Source organism: Xenorhabdus sp. PB30.3, from assembly GCF_963895965.1.
In the GTDB taxonomy this organism is placed as follows: domain Bacteria; phylum Pseudomonadota; class Gammaproteobacteria; order Enterobacterales; family Enterobacteriaceae; genus Xenorhabdus; species Xenorhabdus stockiae.
This window is the reverse complement of the sequence record NZ_CAWQMW010000177.1, coordinates 1-18,525: the sequence shown is the minus strand read 5'-3', so window position 1 is coordinate 18,525 and position 18,525 is coordinate 1. Positions and strand designations below refer to the sequence as shown.

At 45.8% G+C, this 18,525-nt stretch carries 17 protein-coding genes, 1 tRNA gene and 1 pseudogene; 12 read left to right on the top strand and 7 right to left on the bottom strand.

Annotated features, from left to right (window positions below; all coding sequences use genetic code 11):
- Window positions 1-122: 122 nt before the first annotated feature.
- The 10 genes from AACX38_RS18270 (at window position 123) to AACX38_RS18225 (ending at window position 10,414) form a co-directional block, all read left to right on the top strand.
- A tRNA-Phe gene (locus AACX38_RS18270) sits at window positions 123-198 on the top strand.
- Window positions 199-363: 165 nt separating this feature from the next.
- On the top strand, window positions 364-1,638 hold the full coding sequence (locus AACX38_RS18265; protein WP_228863218.1) for a tyrosine-type recombinase/integrase: 1,275 nt from the start codon (window positions 364-366) through the stop codon (window positions 1,636-1,638).
- Window positions 1,639-1,777: 139 nt separating this feature from the next.
- Window positions 1,778-1,984 (top strand): helix-turn-helix transcriptional regulator, encoded by a 207-nt coding sequence (locus tag AACX38_RS18260; RefSeq protein ID WP_228863259.1) that lies wholly within the window; start codon window positions 1,778-1,780, stop codon window positions 1,982-1,984.
- 213 nt (window positions 1,985-2,197) lie between these two features.
- Window positions 2,198-4,198, top strand: a complete 2,001-nt coding sequence (locus tag AACX38_RS18255; protein ID WP_228863258.1) for an AAA family ATPase — start codon at window positions 2,198-2,200, stop codon at window positions 4,196-4,198.
- 370 nt (window positions 4,199-4,568) lie between these two features.
- Window positions 4,569-6,581: a type VI secretion system Vgr family protein gene (tssI, locus tag AACX38_RS18250; RefSeq protein ID WP_228863217.1), complete on the top strand. Its 2,013-nt coding sequence runs from the start codon at window positions 4,569-4,571 to the stop codon at window positions 6,579-6,581.
- The gene (locus AACX38_RS18245) at window positions 6,578-7,387 is read left to right on the top strand and encodes a DUF4123 domain-containing protein (RefSeq protein WP_099123353.1); all 810 of its coding nucleotides are present in this window, start codon (window positions 6,578-6,580) and stop codon (window positions 7,385-7,387) included. The genes tssI and AACX38_RS18245 overlap by 4 nt, the downstream gene beginning before the upstream one ends.
- A 43-nt stretch (window positions 7,388-7,430) precedes the next feature.
- Window positions 7,431-7,700: a PAAR domain-containing protein gene (locus tag AACX38_RS18240; RefSeq protein WP_099123352.1), complete on the top strand. Its 270-nt coding sequence runs from the start codon at window positions 7,431-7,433 to the stop codon at window positions 7,698-7,700.
- A 116-nt stretch (window positions 7,701-7,816) separates the two neighbouring features.
- Window positions 7,817-8,620 (top strand): N-acetylmuramoyl-L-alanine amidase, encoded by an 804-nt coding sequence (locus tag AACX38_RS18235; protein ID WP_099123351.1) that lies wholly within the window; start codon window positions 7,817-7,819, stop codon window positions 8,618-8,620.
- A complete protein-coding gene (locus AACX38_RS18230) occupies window positions 8,610-8,981 on the top strand; it encodes a hypothetical protein (protein ID WP_099123350.1) in 372 nt (123 codons plus the stop codon). Before AACX38_RS18235 ends, AACX38_RS18230 begins: the two co-directional genes overlap by 11 nt.
- Before the next feature lie 1,160 nt (window positions 8,982-10,141).
- Window positions 10,142-10,414: a helix-turn-helix domain-containing protein gene (locus tag AACX38_RS18225; protein ID WP_228863216.1), complete on the top strand. Its 273-nt coding sequence runs from the start codon at window positions 10,142-10,144 to the stop codon at window positions 10,412-10,414.
- 641 nt (window positions 10,415-11,055) lie between these two features.
- Here the strand turns inward: AACX38_RS18225 and AACX38_RS18220 are convergent.
- The 7 genes from AACX38_RS18220 to AACX38_RS18190 form a co-directional block, all read right to left on the bottom strand.
- Window positions 11,056-12,063 (bottom strand): tyrosine-type recombinase/integrase, encoded by a 1,008-nt coding sequence (locus AACX38_RS18220; RefSeq protein WP_228863215.1) that lies wholly within the window; start codon window positions 12,061-12,063, stop codon window positions 11,056-11,058.
- Window positions 12,064-12,270: 207 nt separating this feature from the next.
- On the bottom strand, window positions 12,271-13,158 hold the full coding sequence (locus AACX38_RS18215) for a TraI domain-containing protein (RefSeq protein ID WP_228863214.1): 888 nt from the start codon (window positions 13,156-13,158) through the stop codon (window positions 12,271-12,273).
- A 168-nt stretch (window positions 13,159-13,326) separates the two neighbouring features.
- Window positions 13,327-14,010 (bottom strand): N-6 DNA methylase, encoded by a 684-nt coding sequence (locus tag AACX38_RS18210; protein ID WP_228863213.1) that lies wholly within the window; start codon window positions 14,008-14,010, stop codon window positions 13,327-13,329.
- A gap of 108 nt (window positions 14,011-14,118) precedes the next feature.
- Window positions 14,119-15,042, bottom strand: a complete 924-nt coding sequence (locus tag AACX38_RS18205; RefSeq protein ID WP_228863212.1) for a DUF1281 domain-containing protein — start codon at window positions 15,040-15,042, stop codon at window positions 14,119-14,121.
- Between the two features lie 209 nt (window positions 15,043-15,251).
- Complete coding sequence (locus AACX38_RS18200) at window positions 15,252-15,383, bottom strand: hypothetical protein (RefSeq protein ID WP_228863211.1); 132 nt, start codon at window positions 15,381-15,383, stop codon at window positions 15,252-15,254.
- 55 nt (window positions 15,384-15,438) lie between these two features.
- Entirely contained in the window at window positions 15,439-15,981 is a 543-nt protein-coding gene (locus AACX38_RS18195; protein WP_187650625.1) for a hypothetical protein, read from the bottom strand.
- A 118-nt stretch (window positions 15,982-16,099) separates the two neighbouring features.
- Window positions 16,100-16,615 (bottom strand): antirestriction protein, encoded by a 516-nt coding sequence (locus AACX38_RS18190; RefSeq protein ID WP_228863210.1) that lies wholly within the window; start codon window positions 16,613-16,615, stop codon window positions 16,100-16,102.
- Between the two features lie 605 nt (window positions 16,616-17,220).
- Here AACX38_RS18190 and AACX38_RS18185 point away from each other — a divergent pair.
- Together AACX38_RS18185 and AACX38_RS18180 are read left to right on the top strand one after the other, a co-directional pair.
- Entirely contained in the window at window positions 17,221-18,225 is a 1,005-nt protein-coding gene (locus AACX38_RS18185; RefSeq protein ID WP_228863209.1) for a hypothetical protein, read from the top strand.
- Window positions 18,226-18,426: 201 nt separating this feature from the next.
- Window positions 18,427-18,525: pseudogene (locus tag AACX38_RS18180) on the top strand (IS982 family transposase); the annotation flags it as partial.

Below are 18,525 nucleotides of genomic sequence, written 5' to 3'. Positions count from 1 at the left end.
TGTGTGCCTCTCCATTTTTGTTCATATTTACAACCAATTGTGCAAATAAAAATCGCTTGAATAAGTTTATAGAAAAAGTCGTTGACGGATTGGAGTGAATACTGTTTAATGCGTCCCCGTTAGCCCGGATAGCTCAGTCGGTAGAGCAGGGGATTGAAAATCCCCGTGTCGGTGGTTCGATTCCGCCTCCGGGCACCACTTCAACTTCCAATAAAGTCCAGCCCAGTAAAATAATTCTTAGCAAGTCCTGCAAAATCAATACCATTTCCTATTTCTACGTCTAGTTTCGTCTGTTGCAATCAACATGCAGCGAAGGGCATAATTCGGGGCACTTACCGTTCGATTACAAGGATGCCCTTAATAATGAAACTAAACGCCCGGCAAATCGAAACTGCAAAGCCCAAAGAAAAAACCTACAAACTCGCCGATGGCGGGGGCCTTTATTTAGAAGTCTCGTCACGCGGTTCAAAATACTGGCGGATGAAGTATTACCGCCCGACCGATAAGAAAGAAGATCGTCTGGCATTTGGTGTTTATCCGGCAGTATCGTTAGCCGATGCCCGCGCCAGACGGGATGAAGCCAAAAAGCTGATGGCACAGGGCATCGATCCCAAAGCCGAGAAAAAAGGCACTGCCTCGCCATCGAAAATCACACATACCTTTGAACACATCGCCCGTGCATGGCATGCCAGCAACAAACGCTGGAGTGACAGACATAGCCAAACCGTGCTACGCAGCCTTGAACGATCTATTTTCCCGCAGATTGGCAGGTTAGATATCACCACATTAAGAACCAGCCAGCTTTTAGCCCCCATCAAAGCCATTGATAATGCGGGTAAACACAACATTGCCCAGCGATTGCAACAACGTGTTACAGCTATCATGCGTTATGCTGTCCAGAATGATATTCTCGAATCCAGCCCTGCCAGTGATATGGCTGGCGCACTTTCCACCGTAAAATCACGCCATCACCCTGCCCTGCCTCATGAAGATTTACCGGATTTCCTGAACCGATTGTCTGTTTATCGCGGGCGCCTGCTGACCAAAATAGCGGTAGAACTGGCACTGCTGACGTTTGTCCGTTCCAGTGAACTGCGGTTTGCCCGCTGGCAGGAAATCGACCTTGAAAACGCCGTGTGGAAAATTCCTGCCACAAGGCAACCCATTAAAGGCGTTCGCTTTTCTGAGCGTGGCATGAAAATGAAAACCGATCACATTGTCCCGTTGAGTCGTCAGGCTGTCCGGCTTATCAACGCGTTACAGGCACTGAGTGGCAACTGCGAAGTCATGTTCCCCAGCGATCATAATTCCGCGAAAGTCATGAGCGAAAACACCGTTAACAAGGCATTACGGGCGATGGGCTACGACACCCAAACCGAAGTCTGCGGACATGGCTTCCGCACAATGGCGCGTGGTGCAATGGGGGAATCCGGCCTATGGAGTGATGACGCCATTGAACGCCAATTAAGCCATATTGAACGTAACAACGTGAGAGCTGCGTATATTCACACCTCCAAACATCTGGATGAACGGCGGCTGATGGTGCAATGGTGGGCGGATTATCTGGATGCCAACCGGGAAAAATCCATTACACCGTATGACTTCGCCAAGCCGCTGCGCGACAGCAAGAACCGTTAGTACAATTTGCAACCCGTTAATTTTCATCGGGAGAAAAACAATTAACGCTGTTCATTTAATCTTGCATTTTAAATAATCCGCCTGTCATCAAACAACGTCCACGATGAGCGCTCAGGGACTCGGTAACAGGAGAATGAATATGACAATGGCAGCATTAAAAACAAGTTTGATTCGTTTGCCGGAAGTGCAACGCAGGACGGGTTACAGCAAAGCGTGGATCTACAAACTGATTAGCGATGGAGAATTCCCGAAACAGGTCAAAATTGGTCCGCGTTCCGTGGCTTTTATTGAAGCAGAAATTGATGACTGGATCGCCCAGCGTATTGCAGAATCGCGGGCGGCATAACACAGAAAAGAATATGACATAAGACACGTAACATAAAAACACAACGCCCCGAAGTGCGACCAACACTGCGAGGCGTTTCACCAACAACCATTAAGCAAGGTAAAAATGATGGCTGATACACAGCATACCCAAACTCGCCCTGAATTTACAGTTCAAAAAACAGCGGGCCACCCAAAACAGCTTGATCTGATCCAGACCGTAAAAACTTCAGCTATGTATTCGTGGCAAAACCTGCTGCCCGCTTGCGGTATTGATGTTCCGGCAAAGGGTAAACATGGTGCCTGCCCTGTCTGCGGTGGCACCGATCGTTTCCACTTTATCGACGATCACCATCACGGCAACTGGCACTGCCGCCAGTGTGATTCCCCGAACTACGGTGACGGGCTGGATTTAGTGGCAAGAACCAACCGGATCACAATTACAGAAGCAGCCAAAGTTGTCGCGGATGTGCTGGCATTGCCGTTGCCCGAACCTAAGCCCGCCAAAAAAACCACTTATCCCACACAGCCCATTGCCGAAAGCGTCGCGGCACTGATGAAGCAGACTATCACCGGACAATCGCCCTATTTGACTGCAAAAGGGCTGCACTGCCCAAATCAGCGACTACTGTCCGATAATTCGGTTTTATTGCCTCTGACAACACTGGATAAAAAAATCACCGGTGCGCAGATTATCAAACCCAATGACGAGAAAAAATTACTGTCAGGCAGCCAGAAGAAAGGCGCGTTTATTGCCGTATCAGCACTGGAAGTGTCCCCCGACACAGTTATCATTACCGAAGGTTACGCCACAGCCCTGACCGTTAACCAGTTATATCAAGGCAGCGTTCTGGCAGCACTGGATGCTGGCAATTTATTTTCTGTTGCCAAAGCTGTTCGGGAACGCTGGCCGGACGTAAAAATCATTATTGCGGCAGATAATGACTGGCATAGCCCCGGCGAACTGGACAAGCACGGCAAACCCAAAGTAAATATCGGCAGGATCTCAGCAGAGAAAGCAGCGCTGACGGTGAATGGCTGGGTTACGTTACCACCGACAGAACATAAAGCCGACTGGGACGATTATCGCCAGCAACACGGCATTGAGGCAGCCCGACAGGCATTCAGTCAGGCGTTATATCCGGTGAGGGAACCGATAAGTAGCGATGCAATAGAAACCCGCCGTTATGACAATGTTGAAAACCTCTATCCAAATCGTAAAACAAAATTACCCCTGTCAGTTGGCTCTGAGGGCTTTGATGCTCAGTTAGACTACGTGGTTAAGGGCATTATTCCGGCACATTCCCTGTGCAGCATTTACGGAGCGAGCGGATCATATAAAAGTTTTCTGGCAGGGGCGTGGGGCTGTCATATTGCTACAGGTAAGGCATGGGCTGGAAAATCGGTTGCTCAGGGTGCTGTGCTGTACGTGGTCGGTGAAGGCGGAATTGGTGTGCCCCGGCGCATCAAAGCATGGGAAATCGTTAATGGTCAGGCTGTTGAAAATATGTATCTGATCAATACGCCCATTTTTCCGGCCTCGCCTGCCGAAGTGCATGAGCTGGTGATTGCCGCCAGACAGGTTGAAACTGAAACAGGCCATCCGGTGCGTCTGATTATTTTGGATACGTTAGCCCGCTGCTTTGGCGGCGCGGATGAAAATGATTCAAAAGATATGGGTGCGTTCGTTCGGGGCTGTGACGAACTGAAAGCCAAAACAGGGGCAAGTATTCTCGTGGTTCACCACTCCGGCAAAGACGAAAGCAAAGGCGCGAGAGGCTCCAGTGCCCTTCGCGCCGCATTGGATGTTGAATACAAGATCTGCCGGGAAGGGAAAAAAGGCGGCTCACTGGTTATCAGCTGCACCAAAATGAAAGATGCCGAAGAGCCGGACACCAAAGCCTATGATATGCGCGTGGTGGAGCTTTTTACCGATAAGGACGGTGAAGATATTACGTCACTGGCGCTGATTGACAGGCCACGCGATCCGGTCGAAGAGGAAGACATCGATCATGTCGCCAATAAAACTGATAACCACACAGCCTTGTGGCAGTGTATCCGCTCGCGCACTGCCCTGAAAGAGCCTTGCAGCATTACCCTTGTGCGTGATGATTTAAAATCGATGGGCGTGAATGTGAAGAATTTCAGCCGTTGGTTAACCAAGTTAGAACAGGCCGGGATGATTACCCGCTACGGGCAGGAACTCACAATTATTAACCAGAACAATAAAGATTAAAAAGTGAGTCAGAAAGTGAGGAACGGTGAGGAACTATTTTTTCTGGCAGGTGTTTTTCGGCTCTCCATGTTACCGGGTTAATGTATTAGCTCGGTAACATGGAGAAGACAAGCGCAGCGCGTCAGTGTGGATTTAATTCGTTGTATTACGTGAAATTGAGATGACGTAATAAGCTGATTTCATTTAAGAAGAGACGTTAATGACAATTTTTCTGATGTTCTTTTATTCGTGATTGTATGTATAAATAATTCTATTATATCCTGCTCCTCATTGTACCAAAAATGTGCAATGGTAATTTTATTGTTAAATTACTCTTACTATTCAGATAGTCACTAAGGATTGATACACCAAAAGATTATGGAGAATACAAATGAGCAGGGTAATGGATAAAACCAGCCAACTACTTGATCGCTCAGGTTTAGTATATACACTGATTACGGAAAATTTACCTGAACAAACTTTCGCTGTTGTCGATTTTTCTCTGAATGAAGCGCTATCAACCCCTTTTCGGCTGGAAGCCACATTGACCTGCAAAACTCCGGAGATTGACTTTGCCGATGTCCTCGACAGTAGCGCCGCTTTTGCTGCTCATCGTAACGGGCGAATTGAACGGCAAGTCACGGGCATGGTAACGCATTTTTCACTGCAATCAACCGGGCGTCATCAAAGCCACTACCATATCACTCTTCAACCTCCATTATGGCGCGCATCCTTGCGGGTCAATAGCCGGATTTTCCAAAATCAGTCTGTTGTGGATATTGTGGAAATCCTGCTCAGAGAAAATGGGGTACGAAACTTTTTCTTTGCACTTGGTTACAAACACCCTCCGAGAGAGTTCTGTGTTCAGTACGATGAAAGCGATTTGGCTTTTATCCAGCGTTTACTGGCTGATGAGGGCATTTTTTACTATTTCACATTCGATCAGGAGCAGCACGAGCAACGCATTGTGTTTCACGATTCCTGCCTGTCTCTTAATCAGGTGGTTACCGTCCCTTATCGCCCAGAAAGTGATGTGACTGGCGAAACAACCTGTATCCGCCAATTTAGCTGGTCAGAGCGCGTTGGTGTGGCTAATATCACGACCAAAGACAGGACTTTTAAAAACCCTCGCTGGAACCGGGAATTCTGGTATGAAGGGCGCAATCTTGATAATCAGCGAATACTGAACAGCTACCATTATTATGATTTTCCCAGCCGCTATAAAGATGACGATCTGGGACAACGGGCAAGCCAATATCGTCTGGAATACCTGCGCCGGGACACTCAGCTTGGTAACGGTCAGAGTGACTGTTTTGCCATGTGGCCGGGGCAGTTATTTAACCTGATGGATCACCCCAGAGAGGTTTTTAATGACCAATGGCAGTTAATTCAGATAACCCATTCAGGTCAACAGCCACAAGCCGATGAAATGCAATCAGGTGGTAGCGGTACATGGCTGTCCAATCACTTTACCTTTACCACTCGAAAAAACTCTTACCGACCTTCTCCCTATCCGAAACCCCAAATGGAAGGGCCGCATATTGCCACGGTTGTTGGGCCAGAAGGCGAAGAAATTTTCTGTGACGAACACGGGCGCGTTCGTATTCAGTTTGACTGGGATAGATACGGTGACTTTAGTGACCGTAGTTCTTGCTGGGTACGGGTCAGTCAGGCGTGGGCAGGGCAATTAATGGGTATGATTGCCATTCCACGTATTGGGCACGAAGTTTTGGTGGATTTTGTCCACGGCGACCCCGATCAACCAATTATTGTCGGACGAGCCTACCATGCCAACAATATCCCACCAAACCGCCTGCCAATGGCAAAAACCCAGATGTCGATCCGCTCGAAAACCCATAAAGGTGAAGGATTTAACGAATTACGCTTTGAAGATGAAAAAGATCGCGAAGAGGTCTTTATTCATGCTCAGAAAAACCTCGCCATTCAGGTGCGCAATTCACGCGGGGAACGCATTAACTATGACCGCACAACCAGCATTGGCCATGATGATGAACTGGTGATAGCCAATAACCGCAAGGTGACCGTAGAAGGTCAACAGGATCATAAAACCACAGGAAATTATATTGAGCAGATTGACGGCGACCGTTCGTTACAGCTCAAAGGCGATCGGGCTGAAAAAATTCAAGGGATAGTCAGTGTGGATGCACAGGGCGATATCACCCTGCAAAGTGGCAGCAAAATCACATTAAATGTCGGTGGAAACTTTGTTGTGCTTCACGCAGGCGGGATTGATATCAAAGGTGCGGCGATTAACCTGAACTCCGGTGGCAGCCCCGGCGATTTACTGGCACCCGCTAACCCCACCATCCTGCTGGCCGCAGCAAGCGAAGGCTCTATGTTTGTCGCCCACTGCCCAATGAAAGAAAAGGAGAAGCCCGAATGAGTCAGGAAAAACTCTACGCCATTATTGATGGTGCGGCGGAATCTGATCTGTTTTTGATGCTGGAACGTTATGACCCGCCTTCCGCCTGTCTTTATGGTGAGCCTCTTCAGCCAGAATTGGTGGAAATCGCCCCTTATCTGGTACAGGTCACGGAAGAGGTCAAAATCTGGCTGGAATGCCGCAAAACCCCGTGGGGAATTTTCGTCCACAGTGCAGCAGACATGAAGACCGTGCGCCAGCATTTACGAAAATACCTGCAAGTTCTGCTTCCCCAACAGGAAAAACCGGTCTTTTTCCGTTTTTATGATCCCCGCAATATCTGGGATTTTCTGGGGGTATTGAGTGATTGGGAAGTGCATTGTTTTTTGGGACCAATCACACGGATAACAACACTTTACCTTGAAGAAGAACACACGGATAACTTTGTAAAAGTCAGAGAACCTTTTCCTGCTAACGCCAAAGGGAAATATAAAATTTTCAAAATCAATGAAGAGCAATACACATTAATTGAAATGAAGCAAAAAGAAAAATATTTACAAAAACTTGACTCCATTTTGCTATCTGAATTAGCAAATCTAAGAAAAAGTATCAGTATCAATAATTCATTACCATTTTTAGCTTTTTTCTATGATTATCTTATTTCTGAGAAAATAACAGACATGCGTTCTATAGAGGAAATTCTTAAGAAGGTGGTCAGAGAAGATAATTTCGATATTGATGAGTTTGATAAATCCATTTTAACCAGACTTTCTGATGATGAGACTCCCGGCTGGTATAGAGCTAAGAAATTTATTCTTAATATTTAATAAATCTATCTGTATATTGAAATTAATTCGGGAGAGAAACAGTATGGGAAATGCCGTCAGAATCGGAGATATAGGCACAAAGCATGGTGATTGCCCAGCAACACCTGTTATTACTGGTGCCAGCAGTGTGAAAGTAGATGGTTTATATTTAGCCAGACAGGGAGATACTTTAGAATCACACTCATCACATTCACGAACAATAGAAGGGGGTTCTGGCTCTGTATTTATTGAAGGAAAACCTGCTGCTAGAACAGGAGATGCTATTGATTGTGGCGGTGTTGTTATTGGTGGAGGCAGTGTAAATATTGGCTGAAAGCACATATAAATACACTTTTTGGTTCATACAAGAAAAGAACACAGTTTATGAACTATATTTAACCAGCATTTATTGCTTAAATTCTGTTAATTTATAGTCAAAAGGAAGACTAAATGAAACCTATCAACGAAAAGGAAAAAACGATGTTATTAGCACTTAATAACAATATCTGCTTTAACAAAAAAGAGGAGTTAATAAAAGAATTATCTAAACATGATGAAAATAACACATGGAGTGCTGGTAAAGCCTGTGCGACATGCCCACCGCCAGAAGCGAGAGATGATTTTATTAAACATGTATTAAATCAGATCCCATATGTTAATGAGGATGGTTTTTTTAAAAATACTGATATAATTCAAGATCATGTTACTGCTTTAGAGAAAGGTAATATAAAGACAGTAAATGCAATTGTTCTGCATAGAACTGATAGTTATACTATGTCATCAGCAATAGCATCATTCAGAACAATAAAATTGGGAACGCATTTTATTGTAGACAAGGATGGCACAATAAAACAAACAGCTAGTTTAAACAAAATTACAGAGCATGTAGGTAAGATAAAATCAAAATGCAAAGAGGAAGGGGTTTGCAAAAATGATGCAGAAAGAAAAAAAATAATCAGTTGGGGTTGGAAACCATCGAAAATTACTGCTTATGAAAGATTAAAATCGTACCCTGATAGGTATCCTACAAGTAGTGATAGTATAGGAATTGAAGTTGTTGCCAAATATGAGAAACCAAAAAATGGGGAACCTTATTATCAAGAGGCAACTGAACAGCAAAAAGAGTCAATTAAAAAATTAGTAAATTTATTAAAATGTAAATATAATTTAAAGAATGGTGATATATATGAACATGACAAGATTGCTTACAAAACTAAAGGTGAAGGTGCTAATCTTTATTTTAATGACATTTAGTCACTTTTCTCACTCAATAAGTGATAAAATAGAGCTAATTGATTTAATTGGATTAAAACTATCTCAAAGCAATGGTGTGGGAACTATAGAAGCATGTAGAAAATGGAATTTGAATACAGATGATATTTATAAAATCTTTAAGATAAGTAATAAATATGAGTATAATCCACACCGTGAATTTGATTATGCGCCATGTGATATGGAAGGGAAGGTTAGTTTAAATGGCGAAATATGGAATTTTTATATAAATGGAGGAGGTATAACCATTCTTAAAAAGAACAATGATACTATTTATCTAGGTTGTAACTCGAAAGAATGTGATCCTTTCTTTCTTTTTCCTTTTGATGACACGAATCTATAATAATAACAGATGGTCAAACTTTAAGCTATTTTTTAATCTTGACCATCTCTAATATTATCTCAAATGACAGCCTTCATTGCCCCAACTAAAAAAATCAGTTAATCTAAACTTGTTTAAATCGCTTTTTAGCGACAATAAAAAAACTCCCGTAGCCTGAAAGGGAGAGCAAGCATTGCGGTACATCTGCACACTTTTGGAAGCAGATATCGTCAGACACCTAACCTATCGTCTGGCGGTGAAAGTCTCCCGGTCTTGTTATGCACCGGCTTATCATTCATGCAGAGCAATAGCCCCTGCCACAATCACAATGTTTTACCTATGCTTTGATTAACGCACGGTAAACGCCCTGAAAGCTTGGTGGCGTCACTTGCGTTAAAGCGCAGCGATTACCAAGTGACGCCGCTGGGCGGCAAACGTCCAGAGCACGTCCAGTCTGGCTTTACGACCGATTTAAACCCCGTATTACTCAGTGTCACCACTTTTCATTGGCATTTTTCTGCCTTAATTCACTTATTTCGTTTGTTTTTCACTCACCGCCTTGTAAAAGGCCGATGCAGTAAAGAAAGGAGATATCACACGTCACGGATAATGAGGCGTTCATCCTGATTGAATTAGGCACTGAACGGGGAGTAAACCATCGCCGTGCTGAGCACGCAGCGAACTCCTGCAAAAACTCAACATAACCCTCGCCCTGCTACACATTATCTGACGCACCGCGGAACGGTGAACCTAACCGACACGCAGGGAAAATGTTTCTAAATGAGTAAAATGAGTCTGAAAATCACAGGGAAAATACGGATAGCGAAGCGATCACGAACGAGAACAAACAACAAAGATTGATTAGTCGTCCGTATTATCCCCTGAGTTTATGCGCTCTGAGAGGATGAATAACCGTTAAACTTAACCGTTCGATTATTGTGTTAGGTAAAACAATCAGTTAAAGTGTTCCCGCCATTGGCAAAATCCGATGGTCGGGGATTCGCAACCCTGTAATGATCAACCCACTGGTAGGATGTTTCTGCCAGTGCGCCTGCGTTCGCCTTTTCTATGGCGGTTCAGGTGGGGGAGGCTTCGGCCTCGCCGGATTGGTTGATCTCCGGTATTGCGAACCCTGCTTGAATCGCCACCATCAATATTAATTAATGGAAGGGGTAGCAGGAATGAATAACAACAATATTCAAAATGACTGGCATCAGGCCGATATCATCGCAGCATTGCGCAAACGCGGGACAACCTTAGCAGCGGTTTCTCGTGAGGCAGGACTCAGTTCATCGACACTGGCAAATGCATTCAGCAGACCGTGGCCGAAAGGCGAATGGATTATTGCAGATTATCTTGGCATCCATCCCTCAGAGATCTGGCCCAGCCGTTATTTCGATTCTCATACCGGAGAATTATTAGAAAGGAAAGCCCGCGCTAAGCCACAGGAATAACCCGCTGTAATTTGTGATCGATGTCGTAAAAATGAACATTTTTATCTTAAGCCCTGAGCGTAAAATGGCAGCCCAATTTGACCATTTTTAACCCTCACGGCTTTTTTTTGCTTTAAGATGATTAAAAAGCACATAGGTAGCGATATAAATAATAAAAATCAGTCAGATATAGAAGAAAAAGCAAACAAAAAAACTTAGGGGCATTAAAAGGGGCATAAACGGAATGAAAGATAATAGACTTTATAAATTCAACACGTTATAATGATTTTCGATTCCGCCTCCGGCACCAAGATTTTAAAGCTAATTTGTTGAATACTATCAGGTAATTAACAAATAAGTTAAAATTTAGGGCTGTTAAGAAGATGTTAAACAATTGTTCGCTTAGTTTGTACGTTCAATGTTTAAAAAAGCCGTAAATTAAAGAATACAGAGTGCCTGCATTTGCAAGCACTCTTTTTTCGTTCAAGGTAATGATTTCAGTAATTGATTCTGATGTCAAGTAAGGGAAAGACTTTACGGGACAGGGGATCGCAAATAGCCCTTTTTTCATATCATCCCTATTGATGCAGGGCAGTGACTCACGCCTCCACCTCCTCAATCCTGTCTGAGACCTGCCCTGTCTTTTTTACTGCCAGTTCTCCTTACACCGCAATATCCAGATAGATTGCCAGTTCATTCTCCAGCGTTTTCCCTGCGATCTCCATATCGATATCAATATATTCCAGGGTGGTTGCCAGACTACGATGACCCAGCAAACACCTGACCAGCTGCAAATTACGATCCGGTGCTTTCATCAGCTCAGTGGCCAGCGTATGACGAAAACGGTGAGGAGAGACAGCAAAACCACACTCTTTCGACAACCGGTTGAAGAAAGAACGGATATGCTGCCTTTCTTTATCGTGATCATACCGGTAACGGTTCATCCGCCCGTGAGCATGGAAATCCAGACGACTTAAGTCAAACAGCGGATCATCGTCTTTCGCCCCGCAGGCTTTTGCCTGTTCAACCAGTTTCGCCAAGCGGGGTTTAAGCTGCCGGATCATCGGTATCCGCCATTCACTGTGGTTTTTACTACCTTCGACCCGCAGAACAATATAATTGCTGTCCAGATTGATATCCCGCAACCGCAGGTGCAATAGCTGATTCTGGCGCATCCCCGTTAACCGGAACGTATCCAGTACCGTCAGCCAATAGCCGGTCGGGTACAACGCACAACGCCCTCCCCGGGGAGTCACCTGCCTGCGCTCTTCTTCCTCATACTGTCCCATCAGCAGATAGAGGCGGGTTATCTGGGATTTACTCAGAATTTTCTTTGTCTTCTTCTCTTTTTTCACTGCCGCCTCGTTAAACGGGTTTTCAGTGAGCGGCAGCAGTTTTCTTTCCATCACGAAATTAAAAATCGCCCGCAGGTGGGCTACCTTATTGTTCCAGGTGTAGCTCGACTGTTTTTTCTCGGTCAGAAGATAGCGTCGCCACCGCAGTACATCACGGTGAGTCACCTGTTCCGGCAACACCGTATCGCCCATAAACCCGATAAAAACCCGGGTCACCTTGCGATAACTCCACTCCGTAGCCGGTCGCAGCATATGCGAGAAAAAGTATTCTTCCAGTAATTCATCCCAACCCATTTTTTCCTCATTATTGAACATGATGGTTTCCTTAGTGTGTCAAGTTGTGTCCCGGTACAGCCACGTCCTGTTAATAAACTAAAAATTAATTAACACGTTGAATTATTTTATTTTTCATATAATGACCTTTTGTACATTGCTGAAACAAGGCGTTCTGACGCTGATACGGGGCGTTTGAACAATTTCAAATCGTTATTGTTATCATTTGTATTATTTCCCACCAAAAGTTCACTCCTCTGTCTGAAACAGTGACAGTAATGTCCGGGTATCATCGCGGGTGTCAGGTGCTGGGACGGTCATCGGTGTGACAAGCGGAGTAACCGAAGCAGGCGATGGATGAGCGGTAGCCACCCTCTCTTCAGCAGATTCAACCGGCTTCAGCAATGGCGATTTCACCTGCTCAGCTGCTGACTGAAGCAGTAAATCCGTCAACGGAACAGAAGAAGGAGACCCGCCAAGATGCAACATCAGACATTGCCACGCACCGGGCACTAAAGACAGCCAGATGACCGCTTCCTCCGGTAACAAACGGGCAGCCAGCAGCGTTTTATGAGAAACAGGCAGCTCAGACAGTGAGGCATGAAACCGGAAGCGGAAACGGCGTACTGGCACCCACAACCCCGGCAGCCAGGGGTGCCCATCATCCAGTTCACCTTCCAGTTGCCGCAACAGCGGCAGGTGGTAAAACAACGCGGCCCAGAATACCACTGCCTGCCACAACAAGCTCTGTGCGGCCTGTGTTTCCGGTGCCACGCCGGGTGGCAGCATGTGTCCTTTCGCCAGCCGCACAGCACAGGCAGTAAATTGCAGTGTCAAATCTATAAACCCACCACGATAAGACCAGACGCCTTCCGGTGTGGCAGGAATATGCTGCACACGGGCGCATAATTGCCGGAGCGGATCCAGATAAAACTGCTGATACAATCCGGCGGGCAGCGCACTGTTTTCCCACAGTTGCCGGAGAGCCTGACAACGTTCTGAGGTTGCCAGCAACGCTTCTGCTGACTGTGGCTGGAAATACCCCCGGTTGTCGCGAAGGGTTTCCGCTGGTTGTCCGGATGATTTTGATGGTGTCACAGACGGGCGGGCAAAATGGGATTTAAAACGTTCCAACATGGTTTTTTCCTCTCTGGGTTCAAATTTAGCCCAGTGTCGGTCAATCCCACGCTGAAACAAGGCGAAACTCTTTTTGCGAAAATGAAAATTGTTTGTATGACTTACTCTTAAACGTAAAAAAGCGCCCCGAAAGGCGCAGTCGTGAAACAAAGAAGATGCAAACAGAAATCAGGCCGCCGGGTCATAGGCCTGCAAACGTTGCGACCAGTTGCCCAGATAATGAGCCGGTGTGTAGCGGGTTCGTTGGCTGCCACCATCATGCAGAGCATCACCAATTGTGACCGCTGCCGGAATACCGGTCAGGGAAAGCTGGATATACGCCATCACCGCCGCCAGCGGGTCGATATCAATCGCAGACACCCACATACTGGACAACGGATCATGTCCCTGCTCCCTTAATACCTCCGCAGCGGCCAGCATCATACAGGCCGCACCGCAGCAAGGTTCGTGGAAGGTGATAAAGGGTCGGGTCTGCAACAATTCAGACACCTCATTCAACTGCAATTGTGCCATGACTCTGGCCACACTCCAGGGAGTAAAGAACTGCTGAAGTTCCTTATTGCCCAGTTCCAACTGCATAAACACACTGCCGAGAAAATCACCGGGTTCTTCCGCCAGTGCCAGCACGGTAGTTGAGAAAAGTTCCACAATCCGGTCAATATCTTCCCGTTCATACTTATTGATGGTTTTCAGATAGAATTGTTCCAGTTCCTCACTGAAACAGTATTTATTGTGAATGGCCGCCATCGCACAGTTGCAAAAATCCTGAAAAACCCGATAACGGTTACGGGAACGGGCGGTTTGTTTAAACAGCGAAATAAAGTCTTTCTGGTAGTCAGGGCGAGAGGGCATAGCGTGTTTTCCTGATAAGAGTCAAAAAGGAAAACACACCCCGGAAGGGGAACGTGTTTCCCCTTCCGGTTGAAGTCAAGATAAGTGGATGCTGCGTTGAACAAAAAGTTACTGCCCGACGGCCATCGCCGGTAACGCCAGTGCTGTTTCGGGCTTATCGCCGTTAACCAGATACAGTGCCGGACGGTTTTCGCGCCCGGCCTGCCCGTTATGACTGTCCACATGCTCGCCCTGGTCATAGCAGTCGTAACCTTTAAGCTGGCCTGACGGTTCGCTGTACCAGTGGCGGATTTCACAGTCAAATACCGAGGACAGCCCGCCCATCAGTTCCGCCGACGGCGGTACCCACGGGGTGTCAAAACGCACGGTTAAGCTGCTGACATGGCGCCGTTCCCAGCGGACATGATGGCCGAACGGCCACTCCAGCCCATAGTGCTCATCGTAGCACTGCGCTGTGGTGGTCATTCCTTTTAATAAACCACTGTTACCGTTAATCTCCGGAGCCAGCCGGGTCGGTCGTATCATCAGCATATCGCAGGGCTGAGCAGAGGTCGGATAAACAGACAGTTTCTCCCAGCACGCGCCGATATCGAGGCTATCAGACCAGCCCACCACGCCGAACCAGTCAGTGTACTGGCGGGTCAGCAGGTGGGCGATAATGTCACGCGCTGACGCCGGTATAGTCTCCCAGCGCAGCAGACTTAAGCCCGACTGGCGGTAGATACTGTCAATCCGCTTCATGTTTTCTGTGGTTAGCAGCACATTGTCCTGCAACAACGCCAGCCACTGTTCAAACGCCAGATTCTGCGCGGTCGGCGCTGCCGTACCCCGCACCAGTTCCGGATACGGTGTGTAAGTGAGGGGTTTGGTGGGTTTTAATATCCCCGCACAGCCGGCCAGAAACAGGCGCAGGCTCTGTAATACCGCCTGGCGGTAACGGGGGACTTCTTCCCCACAAACCCATTGCTGCATCACATCGAGACACACGGATTTGCCCGTAACTTCCAGTTGATTAGTGACCCATTCTGCCATGGTTAAGTTCCTTTGATTTTTAAGTTTAAAAAACCGGCGAAACTGTTCCCCCCACGGGAGTCAGTTCCCCCGATGGGTGATTGAAGAAAAGTGTCAGTTGAAATCCCGTCTGAAGATACCGGCAACCTGACTGTCGACAATGACCGTCAGTTCATCATGCATCCCCAGATATGGTGTACTGTCTGATATTTCAGACGCATTCATGCGGGTTAAATCGTATTTATCCCCCGTTCATTGATGGCATCAAACGGCCGGATGCCACTGGCGATAAGTTCGGTGACAGTTTCGGTTTCACACAATGCCGTATCATTCAGGCTCAGGCCAGAATGACGTTTCAGCAACGCGGCGGCAATCACCTGCCAGACGGTTAAACGTCAGGCTTCCAGGGTGACACCATCAAACGCTGACCGTTGCGCTATGCCGGAGAATATCCTGCACTTCGTGATGATAGTGGTAATCGGGTGAAATCATATGCAGTGACAACAAATTCGCCTCCTGCCACAAAACGTGGGCTGCCTGCGGATCCTGCCAGCTCAGCTCAACGGTGGCTGCCTGACATAACTGCTGTTGTTTTCGTTCCAGTGACAAACGTTCTGACGTCAGTGTAACCGGCTGTGCCCAGACGATCTCGTCATAAAAGCGCCCCCCGAGCACACTGTTATCTTTGGCGTCATATATCATCACGGTCAGGGGAAAAAAGGCGCGTCGATACTGACCCGATGAGATTTCCGGTATCGGCCAGTCACCCAGCAAATGGATGACTTTCAATCGTTGTACCGCTTCGGTGATGGAGGCAGTTTCACACACGGTCAGGATTTCCTCTTGCAGCGATTGCGGTCGGTGAGGATGCTGCATCAGGCCGGTGACCTGCACGGTAAAAATGTCTTCCGGTAATACCTGAGCAGTATTCTCCGGCACGGGCAAAAAAATGGCGTTCATGGTGTTGTTCCTTGATTTGACGTTAAAAAAGACAACACCCGCCCAATACGGGAAGGTGTTGTCGGCTCCCCGGTCAGGCGCTAAAGAAAAGGGTTAACAGCCTCATGGACTGATAACGTCAGTGATGATGAGGGTTGTTATGGATAAGTGACGAACTAATGATTTCCTCTTTGGGCTGCATCGCCAGTACCGCACGTAGCAGCTCAGTTTCCGGGTGGTGCAGCGCGTATTCCCGCAGTTCGCAGAACCGGAACGCATCCGCATTCGGCTCATCCAGCTCGGCGATACGGGCAAACACAATCGCGGTGACAGCCAGACCAAACGCATCCGCAGACAACGTGGCCGTCAGTGTCGTCTCCGGCAGATAAACCGAATAGGTTTTTGCCGCGGTGGGGATCATATACGTCAGGGAATCAGACACGTTCCGGCTGCGCCACTGCTCAGGACGATATTCACCACACAACTGTGAGGCGGTATTCGCCAGCAGGAATCCCAGAAACAACCGTTCCAGTGGCGTTTTGTCGGGAAACACGACCGACAGGGCTAGGCTGTCCAGCAGCATCAGTTCCAGTGAACCGGTGTGCGGAAAAATTTCAGCAAAAGGGGAGCGTTCAGCCGGGGACACAGTGTGCACCGTGGCCAGTAGGGTATGTTGTTGCATAGTATTCTCCTGATAAAAACAACGGAGAACACCTGACCCAATGGGAAATGTGTTCCCCGTTGGGTGACTGGCCGGTTGGCCATCATGGATGAGATTAAGCGACCTTCATCGTCATCAGACTGACGATATCTGCTTCCAAAGGGGCGCAGATGTACCACACCGTAGTGTACTCCCTTGCAGGCTACGGGAGTGTTGCTGTCGCTGCCCGAAGGTGCTCCTCACAAGCGACCGGATCATGGATAAGTCTGACTACGCTAATCAACAGAAATCATCAGGTCAATGGGTAATTCATTTCCCGGGACAAAAAAATAATGTCAAAATAAAGTGTGATGGCTTTTTCTCCGCTGCTATGTTTCTTTGGCACCCCACCAAATAACTAGTAAAATGGTGCTATTCTTAAAACCCTCGTATTCAGGAACAGACTTTCTCACAATAGGAGCACCCATATGCCAGACAATACCTATTCAACGGAATTTTCAAGGATTTTAGCGTACAACCCCTCTTGCCCACCCATAATTTAAACTGTATATTTAACAAGCGGACAATGTTAAACCAGAAATACTATATCAGGAGCTTAAATGTCAGAAAAATCGGAGTTTTTTTCAAGTTTTATTGAAATTGAAAACCGCCCTGCATTTTCAAATGAACAAGAAATTAGTCCGGAAAACTTCAAAGAGTTAATTGGCCAATATAAATTTGATGAAGATGTTGCTTGTCAGGTTAAGGGGCATAAAGGAATCTGTCATCAAAATCATAAAAGTGGGTGGCTCGGTATCACTACAGATGGTAAAGAAGCTTTAATTGGCGGTCATTGTGCACGAAATTATTTTAAGGCGGATAAAAATTTCATTCTTGAAAGAAAGCGTGTCAAAAAAGAAATTGAAAGAAAAAAAACGCTAGATAAAATACAGGAATATCGCTCTCAGGTTTTAATTTGGAATGAAGAACTTTCAAATCTAAGATTTAATCTTATTGAAACACGAGAAAAAGCAGCTTTATTTTATAAAATTTTCCCCAATGTAGTACTACAATTTATTTACAATGCACAAAAAAACAAAAACTGGGAGATAAAGATAGATATATTAAAAAAACCACACGCCGATATTGAAAAAAATAAATCCCAGTGGGTTGTTGGAACCTTATGTAATTTAAAACCAATCCCAACAATGCAAAAGATAATTAGCCTTATGAATAATATAAAGTATCTAATTGATACTTACCATGAAGTTTGTAGTCTTAAACCTGAAGAAATAAAAACACCTAGGCTAAAAAGAATTCATGAAATATTATCTGAAAAAGAAAATTATGAAAATGAATGTAATTTATATAAAAACGAAATAAAATTTTTTTTAGAACCCAAAAATCTAGATGCACTAATCTATGTATGTAATGACTCTGAAGAAGAATTTTTAACAACAAAATCCATCCTATCCATATCAAATGCTAAGGTTTCATCTGAAGCACACATAAACTTACGAATTAAGCGTATAAAAGAAAGAACCGAAAAACAATTTGGTGGTTATAAAATAAGAAAGAATCAAATAATCGAAAAATATCAAAAAAGAAATGCATTTTCTATTTGATTTTTCAGTATCATGTAGGGGCTGTATACACAATCCCTACAATCCGAATAGGAGACAGACAGTGAATTTATATAATCTTCGGATGGCTACAGCGGCGATTTGAATAATTAACCTGAATTCTGGATAAGAAATTGACGAGAGGCCTGTTCCAGGAGCAAAGTTTTGGTGAAAGCCTAAAACGACTCCGGGGAGGAACAGGCCATGGACAAGTTAGTTGAAATTTTCTGCGATGTCGACGACTTTTGCCGTCTTTTCATCCCCCAGTGGGAGCAGTTTTGTCTCGATAACGGATACCGCCTG

Coding starts and splice junctions, on each gene's coding strand:
- AACX38_RS18240 (WP_099123352.1), top strand. CDS start 7,431: ATGGGAAATGCCGTCAGAATCGGAGATATAGGCACAAAGCATGGTGAT.
- AACX38_RS18185 (WP_228863209.1), top strand. CDS start 17,221: ATGTCAGAAAAATCGGAGTTTTTTTCAAGTTTTATTGAAATTGAAAAC.
- AACX38_RS18260 (WP_228863259.1), top strand. CDS start 1,778: ATGACAATGGCAGCATTAAAAACAAGTTTGATTCGTTTGCCGGAAGTG.
- AACX38_RS18245 (WP_099123353.1), top strand. CDS start 6,578: ATGAGTCAGGAAAAACTCTACGCCATTATTGATGGTGCGGCGGAATCT.
- AACX38_RS18195 (WP_187650625.1), bottom strand. CDS start 15,981: ATGAACGCCATTTTTTTGCCCGTGCCGGAGAATACTGCTCAGGTATTA.
- AACX38_RS18205 (WP_228863212.1), bottom strand. CDS start 15,042: ATGGCAGAATGGGTCACTAATCAACTGGAAGTTACGGGCAAATCCGTG.
- AACX38_RS18265 (WP_228863218.1), top strand. CDS start 364: ATGAAACTAAACGCCCGGCAAATCGAAACTGCAAAGCCCAAAGAAAAA.
- AACX38_RS18210 (WP_228863213.1), bottom strand. CDS start 14,010: ATGCCCTCTCGCCCTGACTACCAGAAAGACTTTATTTCGCTGTTTAAA.
- AACX38_RS18220 (WP_228863215.1), bottom strand. CDS start 12,063: ATGTTCAATAATGAGGAAAAAATGGGTTGGGATGAATTACTGGAAGAA.
- AACX38_RS18255 (WP_228863258.1), top strand. CDS start 2,198: ATGTATTCGTGGCAAAACCTGCTGCCCGCTTGCGGTATTGATGTTCCG.
- AACX38_RS18230 (WP_099123350.1), top strand. CDS start 8,610: ATGACATTTAGTCACTTTTCTCACTCAATAAGTGATAAAATAGAGCTA.
- AACX38_RS18235 (WP_099123351.1), top strand. CDS start 7,817: ATGAAACCTATCAACGAAAAGGAAAAAACGATGTTATTAGCACTTAAT.
- tssI (WP_228863217.1), top strand. CDS start 4,569: ATGAGCAGGGTAATGGATAAAACCAGCCAACTACTTGATCGCTCAGGT.
- AACX38_RS18215 (WP_228863214.1), bottom strand. CDS start 13,158: ATGTTGGAACGTTTTAAATCCCATTTTGCCCGCCCGTCTGTGACACCA.
- AACX38_RS18225 (WP_228863216.1), top strand. CDS start 10,142: ATGAATAACAACAATATTCAAAATGACTGGCATCAGGCCGATATCATC.